General features: G+C 46.5%; 24 protein-coding genes. 14 read left to right on the plus strand and 10 right to left on the minus strand.

Annotated elements, in window-relative coordinates; translation table 11 throughout:
* Window positions 1-45: 45 nt before the first annotated feature.
* Window positions 46-915, minus strand: coding sequence for a flagellar motor stator protein MotA (motA, locus tag DES40_RS07425; RefSeq protein WP_121100124.1), 870 nt, complete (start codon window positions 913-915; stop codon window positions 46-48).
* A 52-nt stretch (window positions 916-967) separates the two neighbouring features.
* Window positions 968-1,912 (minus strand): FliM/FliN family flagellar motor switch protein, encoded by a 945-nt coding sequence (locus DES40_RS07430; protein ID WP_121100126.1) that lies wholly within the window; start codon window positions 1,910-1,912, stop codon window positions 968-970.
* A 178-nt stretch (window positions 1,913-2,090) separates the two neighbouring features.
* Here DES40_RS07430 and DES40_RS07435 point away from each other — a divergent pair, with 178 nt between their 5' ends.
* From DES40_RS07435 to DES40_RS07455, 5 genes are all read left to right on the plus strand, one after another.
* Complete coding sequence (locus DES40_RS07435) at window positions 2,091-2,909, plus strand: flagellar motor protein MotB (RefSeq protein WP_121100128.1); 819 nt, start codon at window positions 2,091-2,093, stop codon at window positions 2,907-2,909.
* Between the two features lie 205 nt (window positions 2,910-3,114).
* Window positions 3,115-4,410, plus strand: coding sequence for a flagellar hook protein FlgE (locus DES40_RS07440; RefSeq protein ID WP_121100130.1), 1,296 nt, complete (start codon window positions 3,115-3,117; stop codon window positions 4,408-4,410).
* 58 nt (window positions 4,411-4,468) lie between these two features.
* Window positions 4,469-5,938 (plus strand): flagellar hook-associated protein FlgK, encoded by a 1,470-nt coding sequence (flgK, locus tag DES40_RS07445; protein WP_121100132.1) that lies wholly within the window; start codon window positions 4,469-4,471, stop codon window positions 5,936-5,938.
* Between the two features lie 5 nt (window positions 5,939-5,943).
* Window positions 5,944-6,957, plus strand: a complete 1,014-nt coding sequence (locus tag DES40_RS07450) for a flagellin (protein WP_121100134.1) — start codon at window positions 5,944-5,946, stop codon at window positions 6,955-6,957.
* A gap of 3 nt (window positions 6,958-6,960) precedes the next feature.
* Entirely contained in the window at window positions 6,961-8,073 is a 1,113-nt protein-coding gene (locus DES40_RS07455) for a flagellar basal body P-ring protein FlgI (RefSeq protein WP_121100136.1), read from the plus strand.
* 68 nt (window positions 8,074-8,141) lie between these two features.
* Here DES40_RS07455 and DES40_RS07460 read toward each other — a convergent pair whose 3' ends face one another.
* The 5 genes from DES40_RS07460 to fliF are packed head-to-tail and all read right to left on the minus strand — an operon-like array spanning window position 8,142 to window position 12,778.
* Entirely contained in the window at window positions 8,142-9,275 is a 1,134-nt protein-coding gene (locus DES40_RS07460) for a FliG C-terminal domain-containing protein (protein ID WP_121100138.1), read from the minus strand.
* Complete coding sequence (gene fliP, locus DES40_RS07465) at window positions 9,275-10,135, minus strand: flagellar type III secretion system pore protein FliP (RefSeq protein ID WP_233345493.1); 861 nt, start codon at window positions 10,133-10,135, stop codon at window positions 9,275-9,277. Before fliP ends, DES40_RS07460 begins: the two co-directional genes overlap by 1 nt.
* Window positions 10,132-10,515, minus strand: coding sequence for a FliM/FliN family flagellar motor switch protein (locus tag DES40_RS07470; RefSeq protein ID WP_121100140.1), 384 nt, complete (start codon window positions 10,513-10,515; stop codon window positions 10,132-10,134). Before DES40_RS07470 ends, fliP begins: the two co-directional genes overlap by 4 nt.
* A gap of 2 nt (window positions 10,516-10,517) precedes the next feature.
* A complete protein-coding gene (locus DES40_RS07475; protein ID WP_121100142.1) occupies window positions 10,518-11,189 on the minus strand; it encodes a FliH/SctL family protein in 672 nt (223 codons plus the stop codon).
* On the minus strand, window positions 11,186-12,778 hold the full coding sequence (fliF, locus tag DES40_RS07480; protein WP_121100144.1) for a flagellar basal-body MS-ring/collar protein FliF: 1,593 nt from the start codon (window positions 12,776-12,778) through the stop codon (window positions 11,186-11,188). Before fliF ends, DES40_RS07475 begins: the two co-directional genes overlap by 4 nt.
* Window positions 12,779-12,953: 175 nt before the next feature.
* Here fliF and DES40_RS07485 point away from each other — a divergent pair, with 175 nt between their 5' ends.
* From DES40_RS07485 to DES40_RS07500, 4 genes are all read left to right on the plus strand, one after another.
* Entirely contained in the window at window positions 12,954-13,478 is a 525-nt protein-coding gene (locus DES40_RS07485; protein WP_170144919.1) for a flagellar basal body-associated FliL family protein, read from the plus strand.
* Window positions 13,479-13,489: 11 nt separating this feature from the next.
* Window positions 13,490-14,305, plus strand: coding sequence for a hypothetical protein (locus DES40_RS07490; RefSeq protein ID WP_121100148.1), 816 nt, complete (start codon window positions 13,490-13,492; stop codon window positions 14,303-14,305).
* The gene (locus DES40_RS07495) at window positions 14,302-14,907 is read left to right on the plus strand and encodes a MotE family protein (RefSeq protein WP_121100150.1); all 606 of its coding nucleotides are present in this window, start codon (window positions 14,302-14,304) and stop codon (window positions 14,905-14,907) included. The genes DES40_RS07490 and DES40_RS07495 overlap by 4 nt, the downstream gene beginning before the upstream one ends.
* Before the next feature lie 95 nt (window positions 14,908-15,002).
* On the plus strand, window positions 15,003-15,425 hold the full coding sequence (locus DES40_RS07500) for a response regulator (protein ID WP_170144920.1): 423 nt from the start codon (window positions 15,003-15,005) through the stop codon (window positions 15,423-15,425).
* A gap of 22 nt (window positions 15,426-15,447) precedes the next feature.
* On the opposite strand, the gene hutU is transcribed toward DES40_RS07500, so the two are convergent.
* From hutU to hutI, 3 genes are read right to left on the minus strand one after another with little or no spacing between them, the layout of a single operon-like run.
* On the minus strand, window positions 15,448-17,118 hold the full coding sequence (hutU, locus tag DES40_RS07505) for a urocanate hydratase (RefSeq protein WP_121100154.1): 1,671 nt from the start codon (window positions 17,116-17,118) through the stop codon (window positions 15,448-15,450).
* A gap of 37 nt (window positions 17,119-17,155) precedes the next feature.
* Window positions 17,156-18,676, minus strand: coding sequence for a histidine ammonia-lyase (hutH, locus tag DES40_RS07510; protein ID WP_121100156.1), 1,521 nt, complete (start codon window positions 18,674-18,676; stop codon window positions 17,156-17,158).
* The gene (hutI, locus tag DES40_RS07515; protein ID WP_121100158.1) at window positions 18,673-19,887 is read right to left on the minus strand and encodes an imidazolonepropionase; all 1,215 of its coding nucleotides are present in this window, start codon (window positions 19,885-19,887) and stop codon (window positions 18,673-18,675) included. Before hutI ends, hutH begins: the two co-directional genes overlap by 4 nt.
* A 106-nt stretch (window positions 19,888-19,993) precedes the next feature.
* On the opposite strand from hutI, the gene DES40_RS07520 reads away from it, so the two are divergent.
* From DES40_RS07520 to DES40_RS07540, 5 genes are all read left to right on the plus strand, one after another.
* Entirely contained in the window at window positions 19,994-20,686 is a 693-nt protein-coding gene (locus DES40_RS07520; RefSeq protein ID WP_121100160.1) for a GntR family transcriptional regulator, read from the plus strand.
* Window positions 20,687-20,699: 13 nt separating this feature from the next.
* Entirely contained in the window at window positions 20,700-21,635 is a 936-nt protein-coding gene (gene hutG, locus DES40_RS07525; protein ID WP_121100162.1) for a formimidoylglutamase, read from the plus strand.
* Window positions 21,636-21,877: 242 nt separating this feature from the next.
* Window positions 21,878-23,104, plus strand: coding sequence for an acetyl-CoA acetyltransferase (locus DES40_RS07530; protein WP_121100524.1), 1,227 nt, complete (start codon window positions 21,878-21,880; stop codon window positions 23,102-23,104).
* 92 nt (window positions 23,105-23,196) lie between these two features.
* Window positions 23,197-23,625 carry a nuclear transport factor 2 family protein gene (locus DES40_RS07535; protein ID WP_121100526.1) on the plus strand — a complete coding sequence of 143 codons (429 nt, stop codon included), beginning with the start codon at window positions 23,197-23,199 and terminating at the stop codon, window positions 23,623-23,625.
* Entirely contained in the window at window positions 23,625-25,400 is a 1,776-nt protein-coding gene (locus DES40_RS07540; protein WP_121100164.1) for an AMP-binding protein, read from the plus strand. Before DES40_RS07535 ends, DES40_RS07540 begins: the two co-directional genes overlap by 1 nt.
* Window positions 25,401-25,404: the final 4 nt, after the last annotated feature.

Consider the following 25,404-nt stretch of genomic DNA (forward strand, 5'->3'; position numbering starts at 1 on the left):
ATTTCAATCCTTTCAGGAACATATTTCGGGGCGCGGCGCTCTGTATCATGCCGCCACATTCTTCAGGTCTTTTAAGGCCTGCTCCATTTCCAAGAAACTTGGCCGCTGATGTTTAGGTGCGCTCCGCCTTGCCACTTCGATACAAATTTGTGTTTCATTCTTATGAAGGCTTGAAACCAAGACTTCTCTAATCAATGCATAAAAGAAGTGTTCCTGCTCTCTGATAGCTTTGACTTTGTTGGCCATCGGCCCCACCAAAGAATAAGCAAGGAAAACGCCGAGGAATGTCCCAACCAAAGCGCCGCCAATCATACCCCCTAAAATTTCTGGTGGCTTATCAATAGAAGCCATTGTTTTAATAACACCCAAAACCGCCGCCACGATGCCTAGGGCTGGCAGGGCATCTGCCATATTCTGCAAAGCGTGAGCCCCATGTAGGGATTCTTCTTTCATGCCCTCTAATTGCTTATCAAGCATCTCCTCAACCTGATAAACATCATCAAAGTTCATCAACATCGAACGAATTGTATCGCAAATCATTTCAACGAATGAGGTTGATTCTAAGATACGTGGATATTTCTGGAATAAAGCTGACTCTTCAGGGTTTTCAATATGTCCTTCAACCTCAACTGGGTTTTCACGAGAAATACGAACCAGTTCATGCATAAGGCACAATAAATCGGTGTAATCTGATTGTTTCCATTTTGGCCCTTTGAAGACGGCCATCAAATCTTTCCCTGTCGCTTTAATCGTGTGCATATCATTGCCACAGGCAAACGCACCTAGCGCAGCCCCGCCGATTATCATCATTTCATAAGGCAGAGAGTGGAGAATAATCTCCATTTTACCACCTGCCCAGAGATACCCCCCGAACACGCAAATCACTGTCAATATAATACCAAAAACGGAGCTCATAGAGCGGCGATAACGCGCATTTGTTACTTATTACTTAACTATGTACTAATTTTCAGTTTGACGAACGGCTTCCACGGCCTCGCCCAGGCATAGCAGCTTCGATAAAAGAAGCGTCAATATCTTCGACTAATTTTACCGCGCGGCGCGTTTTATGAATACCAAGCGCTCCCTTAGCAATACATATGCGGTCATTCTTTAATTCAGCCTCGACTCTCAATTCCTGCAAAGAAATTCCAGGTAAAGGAATGACTTGTCCAATCGCTAATCGCGTACAATCCGCGACAGTCATTTCCCGGCTCTCAAGAATTGTCCTCAGCGGCGTATGGCTCTGATCGACATGCCGCGTCAAAACCTCTGTGTCCTCATCGAATACTATAGCCATATCTTCGTCTTCGATATCAGGACTATTTTTAAGAAGTTCTTTCAAATGGGCCAGGCGCAACAAGACGCTTAAACGCACCCGTACACATTCTGATTTAGGAGATAAGCTCGTCAAAAAGTTAAGCTCTAGCTTTACCCACTCTGAATTATCTTGGACGAGCGGTATTTGAGAAAAGTCCGTATAATCAGACCGAAATATAAATGAAGGTATATCAATTATAGTCCGTACATCATTGATGAATCCATCCATAATCGCGATGTCGAATTCCGAAAATTCATAAGCATCCAAGTTTTCAAGATCAGACACTTCACTCGTAAATCCATATTTAGACACAATAGCGGCTAGTTTTGGGTCAAGTGATAAAACGCATTTCACATCTCTATCTGTAGGCCCGAGCGCGGTGTACATGCCTCGCTCGGGAAAGACCTTAGAAATGTCAGACGGGGTCAATTTAAAGACATTAATCATATCCGCCTTCCAGAACAAAGGCTCGATGAAAGTCTCAAGCGCGCCTAGAATTTGCTCGTGGGGGCCATTCCACACGCGTTTTACCTTTTCGACATCCAAAGATGATGTGAAAACGGCTTTATCAATTTTCTTGCGTAAAACGCTCATACAGAAACTCGGTGCTATAGATTTGTAACCGCCATAGAGACATTGTCTTTCTAATGTCTTAAAATTTTTAAGACTCCATTAACCGTAATTCTTTGGCCCGTCTTTACCGTGTTTCTTTCCGGGATACTCATCATTTTACGCCACTATCTGGTATAAATTGAGAATCGGGAAAAAAGTTATGAGCGATGCTCAAAGACCAATCATTATCCGCCGTAAAAAAGTCTATGCTGCAGATGGACATCATGGCGGCGCATGGAAAGTTGCCTATGCTGATTTCGTAACAGCGATGATGGCGTTCTTTCTTTTGATGTGGCTTTTAAATGCGACGACTGAGCAACAACGCAAAGGGATTGCTGATTATTTCAATCCGAATATTCCTTTGGCCGCCGTCTCAGGGGGCGGGGCAGATGCTTTAAAAGGCGATTCTCTCTATACGCAAGACACAATGGCCAAGAGCGGCTCTGGAGCCGCCGGAGAAAGCGATAGAGAGTCTGCCGATAAAAATTCGCCTGTGAAAAGTCCGGGCTTAAACGATTCCGATATTCAGCAAAAAATAGAAGCCATGAACAAAGCACTGGTTGCGGCGGATAGATCACTTTCTGAACACTTAAAGCTTAAGATGAGCCCTGAAGGCCTTGTCATTGAACTTGTGGATCAAACGGACAGCCCTTTATTTTCAAGTGGCAGTGCGAAACCTTCACCAATTTTAGAAGCTCTCGTAAGCATTGTCTCAGACGCTTTCAGTGATGTCAGCAATCAAATTAAGATCGTTGGTCATACTGATAATTATGCATTTTCTAATGGAGGGAACTATACAAATTGGGAGCTTTCTTCTGACAGAGCCAATTCAGCTCGACGTCTTCTTGCGCGAACTGGGTTTCCCGCCACACAAATTTCAGGTGTCGAAGGGAAATCATCGACAGAGCCCTTCTCTGACGATCCATATTCTCCAATGAACCGCCGCATTTCGATTACGATTTTAAACTCAGATATCTAACTCTTATCTAACTCAGACACCTAAATGAACTGAGCCTTTAAAATTTCGTCCCCCATATTAGGCCTTAGGGTCAAAATAGTGATTATGGACGCCTGAAAACGTTTATTTAACCTTCACTATTGGGGCCATTTTAAAAATTACACACTTTATTAAGGATAAGAAGAGTAACCTGAGGAGCATACATTAAATTCAAGGATTGAATAAAATGACTATCTCCTCCTCCCTCAATGCAGGGGTTATGGGCTTGAATGTAAATTCAACACGCCTCGCTACTATTTCCGATAACATCGCTAACTCTGCTACTTATGGCTACAAACGTAGTGACGTAGACTTTTCAAGCCTCGTCATAGGCAGTCAGCAACAAGGCATTTATTCAGCTGGAGGCGTTCGGGCAACGTCTTTCAAAGATGTTGCCAGTTCAGGGTCTTTAATTTCAACAGGTCGATCAACGGATATCGCCATTAATGGCGACGGCATGATTCCTGTTACGAATTTCGCTGGAATTAATACTGACGCCGCTAATCGCGACTTTATGATGGTTCCGACAGGTAGCTTTTCCGCGGATGAGAATGGTTTTCTAAGGACGCAAAGCGGACTTTATCTCTTGGGATGGCCAACAGATGCGACAGGCGAAACAGGGGCACCTAGTCGTGGGAGCCAATCTGATTTGGTGCCTGTTAATGCTAACCTCGGTCAGTCTAGCGCAGAAGCCACACGAAACATCAATCTTGGTCTAAACCTCCCCGCAAATGCAGTAGATGGCGATGACCCTTTCATTCTACCAGTTGATTACTATGACTCTCTTGGTATCGAACAAGCCTTGAATTTGACCTTCACCAAGACGCCAGGTGTTGATAACGGATGGAGTGTCAGCGTTGTTGATACAGCCGGCGACCCCAATACACCCATTGCCAATTTTGATGTCGTTTTCAACGGCAATGCTGGCACCGCAGATGGTGGGACATTGGCCACCATCACACCGGCTGCAGGCTCTACTTATGATGTGGCAACGGGTGAACTTAGCTTTACGGTCCAATCTGGCCCAATCGCAGCGTTTATCGGAAAACCCGGTGAAGCCACTGGATTGACGCAATTAGGCACTGATTTTTCACCTTATGACGTGTCAGCGAACGGATCACCTGTGGGTGACTTGCAATCTGTTGAGATTAATCCGCAAGGTTTCATGGAAGCCATTTACAATACGGGTTTCCGACGGACACTTTATCAAATTCCTGTTGCGGATGTGCCGAATGCTAATGGCCTGAACGCTGTGGACAATCAAGCCTTTCAAATTTCATCAACCAGTGGTGAAGTTTACTTCTGGGACGCTGGCGAAGGCCCAACAGGATCATATGCGGGATATTCTCTTATGGAATCCAGTACCGATATCGCTTCTGAATTGACAGCGCTTATTGAAACACAGCGCGCATACTCATCGAATGCGAAGATTATTCAAACTGTCGATGAAATGCTTCAAGAAACGACAAATTTGAAACGATAATTTCCTAAAAACATCTTTCTCACTTCGATATTAAAGTGAGAAAGAGGGATACAGAGATATGTCACTTACAAGCGCTTTATCAAATGCCAATTCAGGCCTGATTCAATCCGGAATCAGAGCCGATGTTGCGGCATCCAATATCGCAAATGCATCCAACCCCAACTATGCAAAACGTGAAGTTGTCTCTGAAGCCAATGTGACGGCGAATGGCGGAACTGGGGTTAGAGTTTCGGCCATTGAACGCGCGCAAGACCTCGCGGTTTCCCGATTAAAAAGAGATGCTAACGCAGCCGTGGGCCGCACTGACGTTATCGCAAATGCCTATTCTACGCTGACGAATGAAATCGGCGAACCCGGTAGTGGTTATGGCTTATTCGCCAGTCTGGAAGCTTTTGAGGCAGATTTAAAAACGCTCGAAGCCACACCAGAATCATCCGCGCTTCAAAACGCCGCCATCGCCTCAGCCAATGAAACTGTCCAACAATTTCAAGCACTTTCTCACGTTGCGCTTTCTATGCGGGAAACTGCTGATAAAAATATCGAGACGAATGTCGATATCGTCAACAGCGCTCTCCACCGTATTCATGACATCAACAATGAAATTAATTCAGTCAATGCCCTCTCTAGTGGTGCAGCCGCTCTTGAAGATGAACGTCAAAGCCTCATCGACACGATATCGAGTATCGTTCCTATTAAAGACATACAGCGCGACAATGGCCGCATTGATATTACGACGGAAAGCGGCGTTTATCTCTTAGCTGGCTCTGTCAATGAAATCTCTTTTACCAGAAGCCCCGTTATCACCAGCGAAATGCGATATGGCGAAGCGGGTAGTGTGTTATCAGGCCTCTTTGTTGGGGAACAAAACATCACACCTGGTGGTGACAACCGCAATGCACTTCAAACTGGAATCCTCGCAGGAGAATTCGCAGTCCGCGATAGCGTTGCAACAGATTTTATCGATAGCCTAGATAGTCTGGCCGTTGATCTCGTCTCACGCTTTTCAGATGACAGTTTAGATCCGACAAAAGCCCCTGGCGCTCAAGGTTTATTCACGGACGCAGCATTGTTGGCTGACCCAACACAAACCAGCGGAGCAGCCTCTCGCATTAAATTAAACAATGCCGTCAACCCTAATACGGGTGGAGAAGCCTATCGATTAAGGGATGGCATTGGCGCAACCGCAGTCGGTAACTCTGGCGATTCAACCTTAATCACTAATATGATTGCGGCTATGACGGACGCCCAGCCAGCATCGGCCAGTTCTGGATTAAGTGGTCAGTTCAGCGTCATTGGCGCGGCGGCAGGGATTACATCCCTAGTTGGCGAACAGTCTCTGCGCTATGATTCAATTAATGCGAGTACCAAAGCGCGCCTTGATATTTTAAGTGACGCTGAAATCGAGGCCACTGGCGTCGATGTTGACCAAGAACTCCAGTCTTTGCTCGTTATCGAACAATCTTATTCAGCAAATGCGCGCGTCATTCAAACGATTGGCGATATGATTAATACGTTACTGAGCCTCTAGGTGATATGATGAAAACGGCCAGCTTCCCAGACTTACTCGGATATACCCGCCTCGGCCGAACAACGGCGCAAATTCGTGACCAAATTCAAACCGCTTCACAAGAGGCCGTGTCTGGTCTGCAATCAGACCTCACCAAAGCGACGAATGGGGATGTAGGTCGCGCACATTTATTACAAAAAGCACAAAGCGACATCATCCAAGCCCAAGAAGTAAATAGCTTGTCAACAGCAAGACTGGATTCGATGACGCGTTCAATCACGAACTCCAGAGAAGCCCTGTCAAATATAGACACACGTGCGGTTATCGCCCTCAATTCAAATGCGTCAGAAGGGATCGCCCCTATCGCCGATGAAGCGGAAGATAAATTGCGCCTCATAATGGGTCAGTTCAATGTCTCCCTTGGCGAACGAAATTTATTCTCCGGCGATAAAACCGATACGCCAACTTTTGCGAGCGCAGATGTTCTGCTCGACGACCTTCGTGCGATTATAGGCACGGCAACAAATGCGGATGATGCAATATCAGCTGTAAATGACTATTTTGACACCGCCGGCGGTGATTTCGAGACTCGTATTTATCAAGGTGGAGATAATTTTGCGCCTGCCCTTCCATTAGGAAACGGCCAAACAATTCAACTGGGTATAACTGGGCAGCATGAGGCCATCAAAGAAACGCTTAAAGGCTTAGCCATCATGGCCGTTAGTCAAGATTCATTGGCGACAACGGATACTGATGAAACCAACAAACTCTTTCAAATGGGTGCCCAGATTACGGGCAATGGCGGTTCGGCCCTTATATCACTTGAATCAGAAATCGGAGTGACTTCAGAAACACTGAAATCAGTAAGCGAGAAATATGAGAGCGAAAAAAATGCGCTTTCAATCGCCTTCCAAAACCTATTCGGTCGCGATCAATATGAAGCGGCGGCCGAACTTCAACAATTACAGGTACAATTAGAGGCGTCCTATACCATCACGGCCCGTCTCTCTAGCCTGTCTCTTACAAACTTCCTTCGGTGAATTATGCGCAACCTATTTAAAGCCATTACTCTATTGTTGTTTGCCGCGCTTATCACTATGCCGCAACTGGCTGTGGCCAATGTTAAAATCAAAGACATTGTTGATATTGAAGGTGTCCGCGGAAATGACCTTGTCGGTTATGGCCTCGTCATTGGTCTGGATGGTACAGGCGATACTATTCGGAACTCCCCTTATACAGAAGAAGCTCTGTCTAACCTTCTCGAACGTCTTGGGGTAAATATCCAAGGTAGTGATTTTCGTCCGAATAATGTGGCAGCCGTATTAGTAACAGCCTCTCTTCGACCTTTTGCTCGGGTTGGTTCTAAAATTGACATTAATGTCTCTTCCATTGGTGACGCCAAGAGCCTTGCAGGCGGTACATTAGTCATGACACCACTTAATGCGGCTGACGGAGAAGTTTACGCCTTGGCACAAGGCAGCGTCCTTGTGAGCGGATTCAAAGCCGAAGGCGAAGGGGCCTCAATTACTGAAGGCGTTCCAACATCAGGTACTATTCCCAATGGCGCACGTATCGAAAAAGAAATTAACTTTGATTTTCAAAGCCTGCGCAAAGTTCGTCTTGCCCTACGCTCCCCTGACTTCACAACGGCAGAACGCATTGAAACTAAAATCAATCAAGGTTTAGGCGGAAAGCACGCCAGACTAATGGATTCAGGTACAGTAGAACTTGACCTCTCCAAGCTTTCACAATCTCCTGCTCATATCATCGGGAAAATTGAGAACTACACACTTAAACCCGCACAGGTAGCCCGTGTCGTTATTGACCAAAGATCAGGCACCATCGTTTTAGATCAAAATGTAAAAGTCTCCTCTGTTGCTATTGCGCAGGGTAATCTTTCTATCAAAATTACTGAAGACCCTGTTGTGTCCCAGCCCAACCCTTTTGGTTATGGTGAAACCATACAAGTGCCGCGTACAGGTATCTCTGTCCGTGACGGCGAGCCAGGAAATATTGCCATTCTTGATGACAGTGTGACCCTACCTGATCTTGTTGGCGGATTAAATGCGCTCGGCGTCACTCCGCGGGAAATGATTGATATTCTAAAATCAATTAAAACAGCAGGCGCGCTACACGCTGAATTAGTTCTTCAGTAAAGAACCCAGCTTTTATTTAAGAAAAAATAGAAACGCCCATTTTCAATTATAGGCGTTTCTAAGAGGGTCTAACTTGCGGCGCTTAAGGCCTCTTCCGTATTCACGGGTTTTGGTAAAAATGTTAGGCGGTCATTTTTCTCGAGCCCGCTGAGGAAACTCATAAAGGAAGAGATAGCTTTTCCTGCCTCTTTCTCATTCAGATCTTCCGCTATATCGACTTCTTCTCTTATCTGATCGGCCATACGTTGCGAGATATTGGAATAGAAAAACTCACAAACGGGTTGGGACTCAACTGAGGCCGCCTTGAGCATATTTATCAAATCTTTTTTATTGTAGTCTTTGAAAATGAGACTGATGGCAGATGTCGGCAAGCGCTCTGGTAAATCATCAAACGTCAGCATGACATCTCTAATTTTCTTAGCGCGCGCTTTATCCACGGCTTCAATGCTTTCTAGGATACGTTCACGTCGATCTCTATCAAGGCTGGACATCAGGTCAGCGACATAGATGACAGACTCACTTCCTCCTTTAAAGTCATCTTCTTCCAAGAACTCTGTTCTTACGAATTTCTCAATCGCCTCTTCTACAAAGGGTGCGACTTTCGTTTCATTGGAAAGGTGCTGAATATATTCAATTGTTTTATCTTCGGGGATTTCAGCTAAAATTTCTGTTACGACATCATTCGATAGCTTTGATAAAATATAAGTCGCAACTTGGGTTTTTTGTTTCAAGAGAAATTCACTAACGCCTTTTGTTGGCCTTCTTTCCAACTCGGCCCAAACCCCCACAATAACAACGGGTTTACTCCGTCTCAGATAAGGGTCTTGTGAGGCAAGGCGGTCCATCCGCTCTTCATCCAAAACATTTCGAGCAATCTCCATAGCCTTTTCAGGACCTGCACGGAACATCCCTTTCCGGCCATTCAACTTCACTACAAAGTCTGCAATAACGGCAAGCATTTTGGGGCGCGGCACCTCTCGAAGTTCTTCGAGCGCCCGTACAAAACGGCTCATATGCTCGTCGCTTAACTTGTCGACTATGGGTGCGGCATAGTCTTGCCCCATTGAGATAATAACGATAGCGGCTTTTTGAGCATCCGTCAGATCGGTGATATCAGATATTTCAGACCCTGCTTGGTCCACACCCTGATCTTGTAAGGCGATATTTGTACGGGGCCTCGATATAATGCCTTGGTCCGCCATCAAGTTACTCCATATCCACGTAATAAAGCCTCAGTAATTTTCAGCCATCCATCTGCCATAACAAAGAAGGCTAATTTAAATGGCAGAGACACCACGGCTGGCGGTACCATCATCATACCCATAGCCATCAAGATAGACGCGACAATTAAATCAATTATCAAAAAAGGCATGAAAATGACAAACCCAATTTGGAAGGCGCGTTTTATCTCAGACAGCATGAAAGAGGTAATTAAAAGCGGCATAGGGGTTTGCTCTGACAAATCATAATTTCTGTCGGGCATAGTGGCCGCCAGACGTTCTATAGTTTCTGGCTCTACACGGGCCTCCATAAACCCTCTAAAGGGGGTTAGAGTGCGGTCTAGGGCTTGTTGTTCAGTTATCATACCGTCCATATAGGGTGACAAACCATCGTCCCAGGACTGCGTAAAAACGGGCTCCATGACAAAGAAGGTCAGAAACATGGCGAGCCCCATTATCATCATATTCGGCGGCGTTTGTTGCAGCCCCATAGCTTGACGGAGAAATGAGAACACAATCAACATGAACGGTAGGCACGTAATCATCATAGCAAGCCCAGGCGCAAGGCTTAGAACTGTGACAATAAGAAATAATTGAATGACGCGAGCATCTAACCCTACGGCTTCACCTTCGCCTTCTGGCAAAGTTCGGTCTAAGAGACCGTCTAGGCTCTCTTCCAGATTTGGCGTTTGACCGGGAACTTGGTCAGTGACTTGTGCCCATGCATTCTCTCCTATGCCCATATAAAGCATGAGGATGATGCCCCCTAAAACGACGAAAAGACCCTTTAGGGGTCTGATACGCCGTAAGAACGAATGATTATTTCGTTCTACCGTGATCATGCAGAGAGCATGTCCTCTGAGATATCAACGATTTCCGTAATTTTGAGTCCAATCTCACCTGTCGCAACATCCGTTTCAATGAGCTCCCCTCGCGCAATAACGCGATTATCGATGCAAACATCAACAGGATCACTAATCGATTTATCCATTTCTAAAACTGAGCCTGCCTTTAGTTTTAAAAGTTCAGCAATTGTCGGGCGAGCCGTACCGACGACCATTTGGACGGTCACAGGTAATGCATAAATTGAACGTTTATAATTCGACCCCATTTGGCCATCCCGGCGCTCTGATACAGGGATATCAGAGCTGCCAGATTCGTTATTTAATGGATCAGGGGCTGTTGTTGGCATGTCTACAAAATCCGTATCAGATTGGCTCATGATTACGCCTCTTTGTTAATTGATTGTGGGGATTGCGTGATGGAAAGGACCTCACCAAACTGTCTTGATATTAAGTCCAAGCATGTTTTCGCTGCTGTCATAGGGTCGATATCTACGCGGCTTTTTTCCCACATAAAGGAGGCCGCGTCTTCGGGCATATTTTCAGTTTCAATAACCTTAAAGTCTACTCCGCCTTTTCCTTTCAAGAAATCTTTTGCAATAATATTATGAGGGTGAAGCTTTACAATTATTTGCCCTTGAATTTCGGCATTGGCTGCTTGCTCTAAAACTTTATTCATTTCGGAGAGTAAAATTTTATTCGCAGTGTCAGGTAATACGGCTTCCAAACACTTTGCAATGACGCGGCCATGACTCGCTTCGATCTCACTCACCTGTTTGGCAAATGAAGACTTTAAAGTTTCTAGAGTTTTCTCCATCACCTGAATGGTTGATTCATATACTGCGCGGGCCTCCGCTTTCCCCGCTTCTACGCCGTTTAGGTAATCTTGATTCTCTTGAGACGCTGTTTCAGGGTCAACGAAGTGTTCACGGTTGTCAGAAACGGCATGAAAAACCGAAAAATCCGCCATGATGAGGCGGCCATCAGAATTGTGAGAGGCCTTAGGTGTCTTTGCAACAAGGCTGCTTTGCGTTATGAAATTCTGCTGGCTCATGTTGGTTTAGGCTCCGCGCTTAACCAACTCGCGAGAAGTTCTGTCGCTTCATCAACTTGCTCGCTCGCTTTGTTATTCAACAAATCTACAGGGTCATTTGAAACAGGGCCGCTAAGCTTTAGGGGTTCAGACGCTTGGGATATGCCCATTTGTGCTTGGCCACCGTCGGGCGTTTCATTTAAGCTCATGGGAAGTAATTCTGGCGCCATAGAGAGGTCGTCCAAATTCTTTTGTGTCGCGGCGCCGCTTTGTGAAAGCAGCGGCCTCACGACAAACAATCCTAATAATAAGGCCACAAGACCCAAAATTACTGATTGAATTGTGCTCCACAGATATTGCTCTGTGAACTGTTCCATCAAGCTTGGCTTAACCACAAAATCGACTTCTTCTGGTTTTTTAAAGGCCAGTGAACGGACCGTAAGAACATCGCCCCGTTCCTCATCCAGCCCCGAAGCCGATGCGACCAAATCACGTAAAACCGTGATTTCCTCTTGCGTCCGCGGCTGTGTCGTAACGGTCCCATCTTCGGCAATAATTTGCTGATCATCCACAAGAACGGCAATTGTCATACGTTTAATTGCACCGGGCATGATTTCGCGATTAAGCACCATTTCAGAGATTTCATAAGTGACCGTTTCACTGGTTTCACTTCGTTCCGAATTACTATTACCAGCCGCCCCGCCGCCATCAGGCAGGTTGCTGGCAATTGTAACTGCCGAGTTCTGACCTGAACTCGTATCCGACACATCAGATGTCGTTTGAGACTTAACAACTTGGCTTTCTGGATCAAATTTACGCTCCGTGAAACTCTCGCGCGTGCGGTCAACGTCCAAAGACACACTCACACGGGCATTCCCGGCGCCAACACGTGCTTCTAATATAGACATCAAATTTTCTTTGAGTTTTGCGGTACGTTCAATCTCGCCGTCACCACCCATTTCCGCTGGCATATTTAAGCCCGGCCCGACAATTAGTCCTCTGACTGTATCAATCACAGCAACATCTTCGGGCTTTAGTCCAACGATAGAGAGAGCCGTAAGGTACTGGATGGCTTTAGCTTGCTCTGACGTCATCCCAGAGGAGGTAGATACCGTGACTGAGGCTGAATTTGCCTCTGGGCCCTTAGAAAAACCAGAGGCTTTTTGTGTCCCTAAATGCACGCGGGCCGCTTTAATATTTGGCATTGCCAGAATAGTGCGGGCTAGCTCGCCTTCCTTTGCACGCCAATAAGTCGCGTCAAACATTTCAGAAGACATGGCAAAACTGTTTAAATCATCAAACAGTTCATATCCTAATACGCTTTGCTTGGGCAGGCCTTCTCGCGCCAACTCAAGGCGTAATGAATCGCGACGTTTTATATCAGTATAAATGGCATTGCCGCGGACATCGTATTTGGCCCCGAGACCATCCAGACGAGCAATAACGTCCCCCGCCGTAGCTTGGTCAAGCCCAGCATAGAGCAAACCCATTTTTGGTTTCATGGTGACACTGGCTAAAAGGAAGACAAAGGCCATCGTAGCGAGAACACTCGCGATGGAAAAAATTCGTTTTTGTAGTGGCAGAGCCAACCACACGTTAATAATATTCATCCTATTGCCTTGGAATAAATCCTGGAAAAAGTCCTTTTCACCAGTGAGGCACACTAAACTGCGTCTAATGACAAACAAATCAGTGTATTTTTCAATACTATGTTAATAATTAACAGATGGTTTACTACTCTGTGTTTTTTATTAAGTTCCAGTTAACCGTATTGAGATTCGAATCTTGGCTAAGCTTAAAAAATCCAAAAAAGCGCCCGCACCTGCCAATGGTGATTCAGAGGCTAAATCGGGTAAATCCAAAGGTGGATTAATCGGAACGATTGTCACCCCTCTCATTCTTGCCGCAGCTTCTTTTGCTACAGTATACTCTTTGCCAACGCCGCATAGCGCACCTGTTGTACATGATGAAGCAGAGGATGAGTATGATGCTGAGCCTCTTCACTTCACATCAGCGGATACAGGCATTGTTGAATTGAATGAATTCACCTTATCTCTACGCGAAGACAAGCAAGTGTTACGCATTCTTTTGGCCTTAGAAACACCTGAATCTATGGTTGGGTCAATTGACCCGAACGACTTACGGTTACGCGATGCTTTCATGAGTTATTTGCGGGCCATCGAAGTCGAACAATTGCAAGATGTAGCTTTCTTGCCGCAGCTACGCGCCCAATTACTACGTCGCGCAAAACTCGTCCTCGGAGACAGTAATGTTTCCGGTATCCTTATAACTGAATTTTTGATCAGGTAGCAGGCCCTTTTATGTCACTTCCCTTCAACTTCGCTTTTGTTCAAGACATTGTCCTGTTACTGGTCTCTGGTGTGGCCTGCCTTTATTGTCTTTTACTGAATAGACGGCTCAAAGGCCTCAGCAGTCTCAAATCTGGTGTTGGCGCGTCAATTGTTTCCCTTACCAACGCGATTAAAGAAACACACCAAGCCGCTAAACAAGCCCAGAGCTCTACTGTCGAATCCATTGAAACCTTAAACGCCCTTTTATCAAAGGCGGATCAGGCCTCTGCAAAAGTAGAGGCGGAAACCCTCGCCTTGCAGCGGGTTCTCGTTCGGGCTGAGAAATTAAAATCTGAGTTAACACCACATGTGGAAACCAAGCTCCCACACGCAATTGGCAAAGCACAGAACACAGCCTCTAGTCTTTTGAAAATTGTTGCTGACATTGAAAAGTATCGCCGCCTCACGGCTTTTAAGGCCGCTGCAGATCTCTCTTCGTTTTTTGACGAAGACGACAACGCAGAAAATGCGAATGAAAGCCCTGTCAAACCAGATAGTCACCTGAGCGTTGTAGCCTCTACATCGCCGGCTCAAGACGACGTTTCGCAGCTTGATGAAACACTATCAGAAATACTCAGCCCAGAGGGACAAGCGGCTGTTATCAATGCCAATGACACAGATGACATTTTAACGACGATTGAACCTATCGAAACATCCAAAGTTGAATCATTAAACAAAGACCCAATTGATGAGCTGTTCGATAATATTGATGCACTCGTTCAGAAAAAAGGTGTGAGTGATAAGAAAGTCGGCTTTCTACAAGCGCGGAAATATTTCAAATCATGAAGAGCCGTATCCTTCCAATAATTGCAGTAAGTTTTGGCCTTGTCACGGCATTGCAACTTACGAATTTGTCTTTTGCCTCAGCGAAGAACAAAGCCGACGGCATTGTTGAAACCAAGACGGATAAACCTGCAAAGCCTGTACTCTCAGACGTCAGCGGTGATGAAAATCTGAGTGAAGACGCTATATGTCTCACCAGCACAATGGCCGATGCAATTTTAGCAGAGAAAGACCGCATCGAAAAACAAAAGATTAGTTTGAATGAGCGAGAAACAGCGCTTGAAGCCTTAGAAGTTAAACTCTCAGCACAGTTAGAAAACATTCAAACAACAAAATCCTCTGTTGAAGCACAGCTCGCGCGGATGGAAGCCGTCGCCTCTGAAGATTTAGATCATCTGATCTCTATGTATTCGACAATGAAGCCTAAAAAGGCGGCAGAAATATTTGATAGCATGGCGCCGGCCTTTGCGGCGGGCTTCCTCCGGGATATGAACAGCGCAAAGGCTGGCCTTATTATGTCAGAGATGAGCGCCAAGCAATCCTATGAGATAAGTCTTGTGATAGCCAATCGAAATGCTGCCATTCGGAATGCTTCTAATAATTAAGCCTATATTTACCATAAGTGTAATTTACAACTTAGATAGCGGCCTACTCCTCAGCACTTAATCATTGGTACACCATTATGCGGCATGGCTGTGTTATGATTAAAGTTTTGATAATAGATGACGAACTTGCAGAAAAAGAACTCATAGCGTGTAAATTAACGCGATTGTTCGGCTCTGACGGGTATTCTATCCACCATGCATTCAAATGCAGTGAGGCGATAAAGCTACTTTTGCAATATCAGTACGATTTTGTCTTACTTGATAACAATCTAGCCGCATCAATTTCAGGGCAATTTTCTGTTCCAATTATCAAGCAATATGTTCAAAATGCAAAGCTAGTCATAATTTCTAATAATATCGATGAGGATTACCTTCAGAGTAAAACCATCCTAGGAGTCGATGACATCGTTGACAAAGCCTATTTGGAGGATTTTTTCCGAGCGTTTTATGGTCAAGACATGACGACCACAGCGCCGATTAAAGTAGCACGCTCTAATGTTGAAACCGCGGCTCTCTGATTGCGGCTCTTAAATAAGAGCGCTATTTCAATATACCCGGTAAGTTTAACTGTTTCTCTTTTGCACAGCGTATAGCCTCATCATATCCAGCATCAGCATGACGCATGACACCCGTGGCGGGATCATTCCATAACACGCGCTCTAACCTTTGCGCTGCGGCCTGACTTCCATCAGCCACAATGACAACCCCTGAATGTTGTGAGAACCCCATACCGACACCGCCGCCGTGATGAAGGCTAACCCATGTGGCGCCAGAAGCCGTATTTAAAAGCGCATTTAAAAGCGGCCAATCTGAAACAGCATCTGAGCCATCTTTCATGGCTTCCGTCTCGCGATTTGGGCTCGCAACCGAACCACTATCTAAATGGTCGCGTCCGATAACCACTGGGGCTTTTAATTCGCCATTCGCCACCATTTCATTAAAGGCTAGGCCTAAACGGTGTCTATCCCCTAGCCCCACCCAACAAATCCGAGCCGGAAGACCTTGAAAATCAATCCGCTCCCGAGCCATGTCTAGCCAATGATGCAGGTGTTTATCGTCAGGCAGCAGCTCTTTGACCTTTGCATCTGTTTTGTAAATATCCTCTGGGTCACCGGAAAGCGCGACCCAACGAAACGGCCCGATACCTTTGCAAAATAAAGGGCGAATATAGGCTGGCACAAACCCTGGGAAGTCAAAGGCTTTATCCAACCCTTCATCCTTTGCGACTTGGCGAATATTATTACCATAATCAAAAGTAGGTATTCCAGCCTCATGGAAATCCACCATTGCCTGAACCTGAATTTTCATTGAGGCGCAAGCCGCGCGTTCGACAGCTTTAGGGTCGCTCTGACGCCTTTCTTTCCACTCAGAAAGGCTCCACCCTATCGGCAAATACCCATTGACGGGATCATGCGCAGATGTCTGATCAGTCACCATATCAGGCCGCACGCCGCGTTTGACCAGTTCAGGGAAGATGTCTGCCGCATTGGCGCAAAGACCAATAGATTTCGCTTCTCCTGCCGCTGTCCACCGCTCAATCTTTTCTAAGGCTTCTTCTAATGTCTCAGCCTTCTCATCTAAATAGCGAGTCCTTAGGCGAAAATCGATACTCTCAGGGTTACATTCAACGGCAAGACAAGACGCCCCAGCCATAACGGCTGCCAAGGGTTGAGCACCGCCCATACCGCCCAAGCCGCCCGTTAATATCCATTTTCCGGATAGGTTTCCGCCGTAATGCTTTCGCCCCGCCTCGACGAAGGTTTCATAGGTCCCCTGCACGATGCCCTGAGTACCAATATAAATCCAAGAGCCAGCCGTCATTTGACCATACATCATAAGGCCTAATTTATCGAGCTCATTAAAATGATCCCAATTTGCCCAATGCGGCACAAGATTAGAGTTCGCAATCAACACACGCGGGGCGTTTGAATGCGTTCGAAATACACCCACTGGCTTACCAGATTGCACCAATAATGTTTCGTCTTCTTTTAGTGTTTTCAACGTTAAGAGTATCGCGTCAAAATCTGACCAACTTCGGGCGGCGCGCCCAATACCGCCATAAACAACAAGCTCATCTGGGTTCTCGGCCACTTGCCTATCCAAATTATTTTGCAACATGCGAAAAGGAGCTTCTGTTGCCCAATTTAAGCAATTGAGTTTTGGCCCTATGGGGCTTTTTATATCACGGCGGTTCTTGAATTGATTATTCACACCAGTATTCCTCTTCTTTAAAGGGGTTCGATAAACCTCAGAGATGAATGGGAGTGTCTGTTAAACCTAGTTCCGTATTTGATATCAGCGCCGCTAAGTTTTCTATATCGGGGCTGACAATTCTATCTTCGATTAAGGGCGGGCACACTTTACGAATTTCATAAATAACGGCTTGCAACTTTTGGCTTGTTTTTAATGGTGATCTTAATTCAACCCCTTGAGACGCAGCCATCGCTTCGACGGCTAAAATAGCAGACAGATTATCATTCATTTCCAAAAGGCGGCGCGCCCCATGACACGCCATAGACACGTGATCTTCTTGATTTGCTGAGGTCGGCGTTGAATCAACTGAACGCGGATTAGCAAGCGCTTTGTTCTCACTCATCAATGCGGCCGAGGTGACTTCTGCAATCATCAAACCTGATTTTAAACCGGGTTCGGGGGCTAAAAAAGCCGGGAGACCGAAACTAAGGGCCGGGTCCACAAGTAAGGCGACGCGGCGCTGGGCGATACAGCCTATTTCTGAAATCGCGATAGCCGCCAAGTCCGCCGTCAAGGCCACGGGCTCAGCATGAAAATTTCCGCCAGAAACAATCGCTCCATCAGATAAGACCAATGGATTGTCTGTCGCAGCATTGGCTTCTATTTCTAAGGTCCGTCCGACATGGCGTAATTGATCAAGACAAGCGCCAATGACTTGCGGGGCACAGCGAAGACAATAAGGGTCTTGAACGCGCTCATCACCTTCCACGTGACTATTTCGTATTTCAGAACCCTCTAATAAGGTTCGTAATTGCTCGGCACTTTCTATCTGACCTCTATGCCCCCTCAGGCTATGAATTTCCGGATGGAATGGAGCGCTAGAGCCCATGGCTGCATCAATTGAGAGCGCCGCAGTGGTTAATGAGGTGACAGCTAATCTCCAAGCTCCAAATAAACCGACGAGAGCCAATGCTGTGGAAGCTTGCGTGCCATTTAAAAGCGCTAATCCCTCTTTGGCTTGTAAAATAACGGGCTCTAGCCCAGCTTGGCGCAAAGCTTCACCCGCTGCCATTCGCTTTCCCTTATAGAAAGCCTCCCCTTCACCAATTAATGTAGCCGCCATATGCGCTAGAGGGGCTAAATCACCTGACGCCCCAACAGATCCCTTTTCAGGAATGACAGGAATCACATCAAATTTTATTAAGTTTTGCAAAGCCACAATAACCGATGCGCGCACGCCAGAGGCACCTCTACCAAGGGACAAACATTTTAGTGCAATTATCAACCGAACAATATCACTCGGTAGGGGCTTCCCAAATCCTGCGCTATGGGACCGCACCAAATTGCGCTGCAATGTGGCGAGATGATCAGATTCGATGCGCACGGAGGCCAGTTTCCCAAACCCAGTATTAACGCCATATATCGCGTCACCCAGTTTGATTTTCTCTGTCAATCTTTGAGCGCTACGCTCAACATCCACCAATGCCGCAGGGTTAAGTTCAAACCCTGCTGTTGAGCGATAGAACGCCTCTAAGTCCGAAAGCGTTGTCGCATGTGGAGTCAATATATGCGTCATGTTAAAGCTCGCGAAGACATGAGTTGATGTAGGGGTGAGGCGCCTAACCAATAGCTAAGTTCTGAAGGGTGTTTCACATCCCAAATCGCTATATTGGCTGGGCGATTGACGGCAATGACGCCGTGAGTGTCTGATAGACCCAAAGCCTTTGCCGCATGACGTGTTACGCCAGTAAGGGCCTCTTCTGGTGTGAAAGAGAAAAGCGTACAAGCCATATTCATTGCCGTTAAAATTGAAGTTAAAGGCGAGCTTCCAGGGTTACAATCTGTCGCGATGGCCATATCAACTTGATTATCTCGCAATGCTTTTACGGGCGGTAATTGAGTTTCTTTCAGTGTATAAAAAGCACCTGGCAATAAAACAGCAACAGACCCACTTTTCGCAAATTCAGGCACATCATTTGGATCTAAATACTCAAGGTGGTCCGCTGATAAGCCTTGATATTCTGCCGCTAAGATAGCGCCTTTTTGATCCGTTAATTGCTCCGCATGTAATTTCATGGGTAAACCCAATGATTTTGCGGCCTTAAATATCCGCGTCATTTGGGCCGTTGAGAATCCGATGGTTTCACAAAATCCATCCACGGCGTCGACTAAACCTTGTGAATGTGCCAATTTTAAACCCGCAATCACGACCTCATCTATATACGCTTCTTCCCGCCCTTTATATTCAGGCGGCACGGCATGGGCGGCTAGCCAAGTTGTCACAATTGAAACAGGGCGGTGTTGTTCAAGAGCCCTTGCGATGCGAAGCATTCGGATTTCTTGATCTATCGTCAGGCCATAACCTGATTTCACTTCGACAACACTGACGCCGCTATCCATCAAGGCATCGAGACGCGTTAAAGCCGATTTCAATAGCTCCTCATCCGTGGCCTCTCGCGTCGCCTTGACCGTTGAAATTATGCCGCCTCCGCGGCGCGCAATCTCTTCATAGCTAGCGCCCTGCAATCGCATTTCAAATTCTAACGCCCGATTCCCCCCAAAAATCAGATGGGTGTGACAGTCAACGAATGCTGGTGTGATGAGGCGTCCATTTAAAGAGGTTACTGGTAAGGCATGAAAACGCTCAGGAAGATTACAGGCCTTGCCTAACCATAAAATTTGTCCGCCCTCTATAACAAGACTTGCCTTTTCTATCAGGCCATAGGGCGCCGTCCCAGCCTGCATCGTCGCAATATCGCAGTCTTGATATCGAACACTCTTAGCCATCAAATCCTTTTTCCTGCTTATCGCTCTCTGGCTTGCTTTCGTTATGAATTGCTTTTATGTATGCACATAATAAAATGAGGACGCAAGTAAATTGGTATAAACGTAAATGACAACGACTTCACACCACGCCATCAGAGAGTCCCTCTTAAGCCGCATTCAATCTGGTGAGTGGGAATTAGGCGGGTTAATTCCGGCAGAGACTGCTCTTGCAGAGGAATATGGTTGCGCCCGTACAACTGTTAACCGCGCCCTGCGGACTTTGGCTGAACAAGGCCTTGTGGTTCGCAAACGCAAAGGCGGGACTCGGATTCGTCAAAACCCTGTTAGACAAGCCCGATTTAATATTCCTATCGTTAGAGAACAGGTCGAAGCCATAGGTGCAGCCTATCGCTTTGAGCTCTTGGCTAACACGCCTAAGATTCCACCTAAAACAATATCCACACGATTTCAGAATGCTGACAGAGACCTTGTCCATTATATGGAAACACTCCATTTTGCAGGCGATACCCCCTTTGCCTTTGAGACCCGGTGGTTAAATCTAGCCGGCGTTGATGACTTTATGAACGCCCCCATCAAGACGATGAGCATTAATGAGTGGTTGGTTAAATCTGTTCCATTCTCAAGAGGGGATGTTAGCTTCTCTGCCGTGAATGCTGATAGAAAAACATCCGCCGCTTTAGGCGTGGAAAATGCTCAGGCCCTCTTTTTAATTGACCGCACAACATGGCAAAATGACACCGTCATCACGACAACGAAAACTTTCTATAACCCAACATTTAAACTTAACGCGCAATTATAAGGGAGAGCGGCTCATGACTGTCTACCACACGGCTCCTCAACCTTTATCTGGCCGAAGCGACGTTGAAGACGGCCCCTCCGCCAAACGTGTCTATCACTATGTTCAAAATAATGCCCCAAATGCCATTTTGGGTTTTGCCTGTGACGTGGGGGTTAATAGGAATAAAGGTAGGCTTGGCGCGAAGCAGGGGCCAACAGCGATACGCCGTGCCCTCGCTAACCTTGCGGCGCCGCGCACCCTTATCCCGTTCACAGATTTAGGTGACATAGAAGTTGAGGGGGATGACTTAGAATTAGGGCAAGACACGCTCGCCCAACATGTTTCACAAGCGCTTTTGCAACATAATCGCCTGATTGTATTGGGCGGGGGCCACGAAACGGCCTATGGGAGCTTCTTGGGGCTTCGTCTGGCCTATCCTGAAAAACGCATTGGCATAATTAATTTAGATGCGCATTTAGATCTTCGGAATATTGGTGAGAATGGACCTTCATCCGGAACGCCGTTCAATCAAATTCGAAAGCTAGATCCAAAGGGCTTTGATTATCTATGCCTTGGCGCAGCAAAGGAATCAAATAGCGAAGCCTTATTCGCCAGAGCAAAGGATTGGGGCGTAAATATAGTTTTTGACACAGATCTACTAGCCGACCCCTATTGTGCCAAAGCCATAATCGACGCGCTGATTTCACGTTCGGATATCGTTTACCTAACCGTCGATATTGACCTCTTACCGCATTATCAGGCCCCGGGCGTAAGCGCCCCTGCCATTCGCGGCGTCGCCTTCACGACAGTCGAATTCATCATCTCGCAAATTTTGTCCGCCTGTAAGGCCTTCGGAAAACCTTTGCCTTTAGCAGATTTTGTTGAAGTCTCGCCGCCCCATGACAAGGATGATTTAACAGCTAAATGCGCCGCAATTTTAGCTTTGCCCTTGATGTCATCAAACGAATAATTAGCCTTTAGCTCAATAAGCCCCACATTCAGAGCTTGTGAAATTTTATCGTCGTCACAGGACGTAATAGAGACACGCGCAAAGCACGGTCGTCTTATAAAGGCATATGCGTGAGGGAGATGTTCCTTTAAACGCAAACCCTTCGAATCCTGCTTTCAACCCCATAACAGAAATATTTCAAACTACCGCTTTTCATTTAAAGTAACTTGTGTAACAATACCTACAAGATAGGAGAAATGAAATTGGTTTATATTTTAGGCGGCACGCAAACTGACTTCTCAAGAAATTGGGCCCGTGAAGGTGTAGACCTCGAAACGGCATTTTCAAATACGCTGCTTGCCGGTCTGGAGTCCGCAAAGCTAGACGCGAAAAATGTTCAGACAGGTCATGTTGGCAATTTCGTCTCAGAACTTTTCGCCGGTCAGGGATTGCTCGGCGGCTTTTTTGGTATGGCCCACCCAGATTTTGATGGCTTACCGACATCGAGGCATGAAGCGGCCTGCGCCTCGGGCAGTATAGCGATTTTAGCCGCTATGAGCGAGATTGAAGCGGGACGATACGACCTTGCTTGCGTGTTGGGCCTAGAGCAAATGCGCAATGTGCCTGGACATATTGCGGCAGACCATCTTGGTGCGGCCGCATGGCGGGGTCATGAATATCAAGACGCGAAATATATCTGGCCGCGTTCCTTTTCAGATGTGTCCGAAGAATATGACCGCCGATATGGCCTGAAATATGAACATTTGATGCGCATATCAGAAATTAATTTTTCTAATGGCCGACGCAATCCAAATGCTCAGACACGTCAATGGGAGTTCACGGACGCGAGCTTCACGTCAGATGATATTGCAAATCCCGTTATAGAGGGCCGCACGCGAAAAATGGATTGCGGACAAGTCACTGATGGCGCCGCCGTCATATTTCTTGCTTCTGCTGAACGTGCAAAACTTTATGCCAAGGAACGGGGGCTAGATTTCGAATCCTTGCCACAAATCACGGGATGGGGACATCGCTCTGCGCCTATTGCATATAAGAAAAAAGTAAGCGCGAGCGAAGGACAGCCTTATGTTTTCCCGCAAACAAGACGAGCCATCGAAGACGCACGCACCAGAGCAAATATCAGCGGTATTGATGCAATAGACGCCGTTGAAACACATGACTGTTTTGCCGCTACTGAGTATATGGCCATAGATCACCTTGGCATTACCGCTCCAGGCGAGTCATGGAAAGCCATTGAAGATGGCAGTATTGAAATGGGCGGACGGATACCCGTCAACCCTTCCGGCGGATTAATAGGTCTTGGTCATCCTGTCGGCGCCACGGGCGTACGTATGGTTCTCGATGCTGGGAAACAAGTAACAGAGACAGCAGGTGAATACCAAGTCGAAGGCGCAAAGCGCACGCAAACTTTGAATATTGGAGGCTCTACGACAACTACCGTAAGCTTCATCGTAGAAAACGCCGCCTAATGTGGGGCCGTCGTGACATAATAATAATTTCAGCGGCGGCCACACTTTCAGCCTGCACGGCAAAAACAAATCATACAAAGGGGAAAATGCAAATGACCAGTCGGTTTGACCAATTTAAATCTGTAATAGAAGCTTGGAAGCGCAAAGATGTTGACGCCGTTATTGATGCGATGTCTGATGACATTGTCTGGCACTATGCGGCGGCCATAGCACCAGCGGCACGAGGCAAAAAAGAAGCCCGAGCTTTCTTGGATAAGTTTGGTGCTGGAATTGGCGAAGTTTCATGGCGTATATTTCACTACGCAGAAACTGAAAATAGATTATTTGTTGAAGGCGTAGATGAGTATGTCACCACAAAGGGCGTCAAAGTAGCCGCACCTTATGCAGGCGTTATAGAATTTTCAGGCGATAAAATCAGCGCTTGGCGGGATTATGTTGATCGCGGGGTTATTGATTCAATGAAAGCCGGAAACCCTTACCCCGATCAGGTAAAGGAACTTATCAACCGGCCTGCACAATAATGTCTTTCAAAGAAGCCCCGTTTCGGGATGCGGAGTTTATGGCCGTCGACCTTAGCATCGACGAAAGACCTGATGGATCCATTATATTTGAATCCGTCATTCCAATGCCTGATTATGATAAGAATTTCGTCAGGACTATTTTGTCCACAGTCGAAACGAATAAAGAAGCTATCGCTTTGGCTGAACGCAATGCGGCCGGCGATTGGGTCAAAGTCAGCTATGGCGATTTAAAAAAACGTATATTCTCGATGACACAGTGGATGCTTGAAAACATTCCACGGGGCCGCGCTTTGATGGTTTTGTCAGAAAACTCAATAGATACAGCCATTGTCAATTTTGCCTGTTATTGTGCCGGCGTCATTCATACGCCGATTAGTCCCTCCTTTGCACTTCCGGGGGATTATGCTCGGTTTAAGCATGTTGCCAATTTAACAACCCCAGCCGGTATTTTTTCTGCAAGCCACAAAAACTTTGCAACGTCCATAGAGAATGTCCTCTCTGAGGATGTTAAAATTATCACAGCCAATGATGAATTCTTTCATCGACCAACGGCGATGCTGAAAGACATCTATGCCTTAGAGGCCGATGAAAAAGTAAACATAGCTTTGGATGCCATCGATCCCGAAGCGGTAAGTACATATATGATGACCTCTGGCTCGACAGGCCTCCCCAAAGTCGTGACCCTCAGCCTTGCTGCATTGGCCGCAAACTCTGCGCAAACTTACGCCGCTGTCGGCCGCGCAGCGGGATGGGATGATGAAATGGTCGACTGGCTACCTTGGCATCATGCGGCTGGACTTTCAGTCTTACGCTCATCGATGGTTTGCGGGGGCAGTTTATATATCGACGCCGGGAAACCTATTCCCACATTGATTGATGAAACCATTAAGAATTTAACGGAAATTCCTGTCTGCTATTTCAATAATGTTCCCTCTGGCTACGCCATGTTGGTCAATGCGATGGAACAAAATGCAGAGTTTAAGAAAAGCTTTTTCAAGAAAATGCGTTTGATGCTCTTTGGCGGGGCGGGCCTTGCGCAATCCGTTTACGATAGGCTTCAGGAAATGGCTTATGAAGAAACGGGCCACCGCATTCATATGACAACGGGATATGGAATGACTGAAACAGTCTCAGGCTGTATGACCATCCATTATCCCACTCAAAAAGTTGGTATTGGGCTTCCCTGTCCCGGAGTGACCGTGAAGCTTTTACCCGTTGAAGACCGATATGAAATTCGTCTCAAGGGTCCAAACCTCATGAACGGCTATCTCAACAACCCTGAAAAAAATGCCGAAGCCTTCGACGGTGAAGGTTTTTATAAGACAGGGGATTTAGTCCGCCTCATTAATCCAGATGACCTAAGCGAAGGACTGGCGTTCTCAGGTCGATTGGCTGAAGAGTTCAAGCTACTGAATGGCAGCTGGGTTTATGGCGGAGAGTTAAGAAGTAATCTTTTAAAAGCCCTCGCAGAAGATGTTGCAGAGTTAGTTATATGCGATGCAAATCGGCCCTATTTAACCTTAATGGTTTGGCCCAAAGCAGGAGCTTCGGAAGAACGAATTTCTGCTTCACTTGTGACGTTTAACACCCAAATCGGTGGGGCCTCGACCACAATAAAAAGATTCACGATGCTTACGACGCCGCCTGATATGTCGGCTCATGAAGTGTCTGACAAAGGCACGATTAACCGGCGTGCTGTGTTGTCAAACAGACAAGATATACTGGAGGCGCTTTACGAAGACAGTCCTCCTCCAACCGTCCATATCGTGACGTAAACCT

The sequence above is a fragment of the Litorimonas taeanensis genome, from assembly GCF_003634015.1.
GTDB classification, from domain to species: Bacteria; Pseudomonadota; Alphaproteobacteria; order Caulobacterales; family Maricaulaceae; genus Litorimonas; species Litorimonas taeanensis.

Bases quoted from the DNA above. Each gene is read 5' to 3' on its own strand.
- motA (WP_121100124.1), bottom strand. From the start codon at position 915: ATGAGCTCCGTTTTTGGTATTATATTGACAGTGATTTGCGTGTTCGGG.
- DES40_RS07430 (WP_121100126.1), bottom strand. From the start codon at position 1,912: ATGAGCGTTTTACGCAAGAAAATTGATAAAGCCGTTTTCACATCATCT.
- DES40_RS07435 (WP_121100128.1), top strand. From the start codon at position 2,091: ATGAGCGATGCTCAAAGACCAATCATTATCCGCCGTAAAAAAGTCTAT.
- DES40_RS07440 (WP_121100130.1), top strand. From the start codon at position 3,115: ATGACTATCTCCTCCTCCCTCAATGCAGGGGTTATGGGCTTGAATGTA.
- flgK (WP_121100132.1), top strand. From the start codon at position 4,469: ATGTCACTTACAAGCGCTTTATCAAATGCCAATTCAGGCCTGATTCAA.
- DES40_RS07450 (WP_121100134.1), top strand. From the start codon at position 5,944: ATGATGAAAACGGCCAGCTTCCCAGACTTACTCGGATATACCCGCCTC.
- DES40_RS07455 (WP_121100136.1), top strand. From the start codon at position 6,961: ATGCGCAACCTATTTAAAGCCATTACTCTATTGTTGTTTGCCGCGCTT.
- DES40_RS07460 (WP_121100138.1), bottom strand. From the start codon at position 9,275: ATGGCGGACCAAGGCATTATATCGAGGCCCCGTACAAATATCGCCTTA.
- fliP (WP_233345493.1), bottom strand. From the start codon at position 10,135: ATGATCACGGTAGAACGAAATAATCATTCGTTCTTACGGCGTATCAGA.
- DES40_RS07470 (WP_121100140.1), bottom strand. From the start codon at position 10,515: ATGAGCCAATCTGATACGGATTTTGTAGACATGCCAACAACAGCCCCT.
- DES40_RS07475 (WP_121100142.1), bottom strand. From the start codon at position 11,189: ATGAGCCAGCAGAATTTCATAACGCAAAGCAGCCTTGTTGCAAAGACA.
- fliF (WP_121100144.1), bottom strand. From the start codon at position 12,778: ATGAATATTATTAACGTGTGGTTGGCTCTGCCACTACAAAAACGAATT.
- DES40_RS07490 (WP_121100148.1), top strand. From the start codon at position 13,490: ATGTCACTTCCCTTCAACTTCGCTTTTGTTCAAGACATTGTCCTGTTA.
- DES40_RS07495 (WP_121100150.1), top strand. From the start codon at position 14,302: ATGAAGAGCCGTATCCTTCCAATAATTGCAGTAAGTTTTGGCCTTGTC.
- DES40_RS07500 (WP_170144920.1), top strand. From the start codon at position 15,003: ATGATTAAAGTTTTGATAATAGATGACGAACTTGCAGAAAAAGAACTC.
- hutH (WP_121100156.1), bottom strand. From the start codon at position 18,676: ATGACGCATATATTGACTCCACATGCGACAACGCTTTCGGACTTAGAG.
- hutI (WP_121100158.1), bottom strand. From the start codon at position 19,887: ATGGCTAAGAGTGTTCGATATCAAGACTGCGATATTGCGACGATGCAG.
- DES40_RS07520 (WP_121100160.1), top strand. From the start codon at position 19,994: ATGACAACGACTTCACACCACGCCATCAGAGAGTCCCTCTTAAGCCGC.
- hutG (WP_121100162.1), top strand. From the start codon at position 20,700: ATGACTGTCTACCACACGGCTCCTCAACCTTTATCTGGCCGAAGCGAC.
- DES40_RS07535 (WP_121100526.1), top strand. From the start codon at position 23,197: ATGACCAGTCGGTTTGACCAATTTAAATCTGTAATAGAAGCTTGGAAG.
- DES40_RS07540 (WP_121100164.1), top strand. From the start codon at position 23,625: ATGTCTTTCAAAGAAGCCCCGTTTCGGGATGCGGAGTTTATGGCCGTC.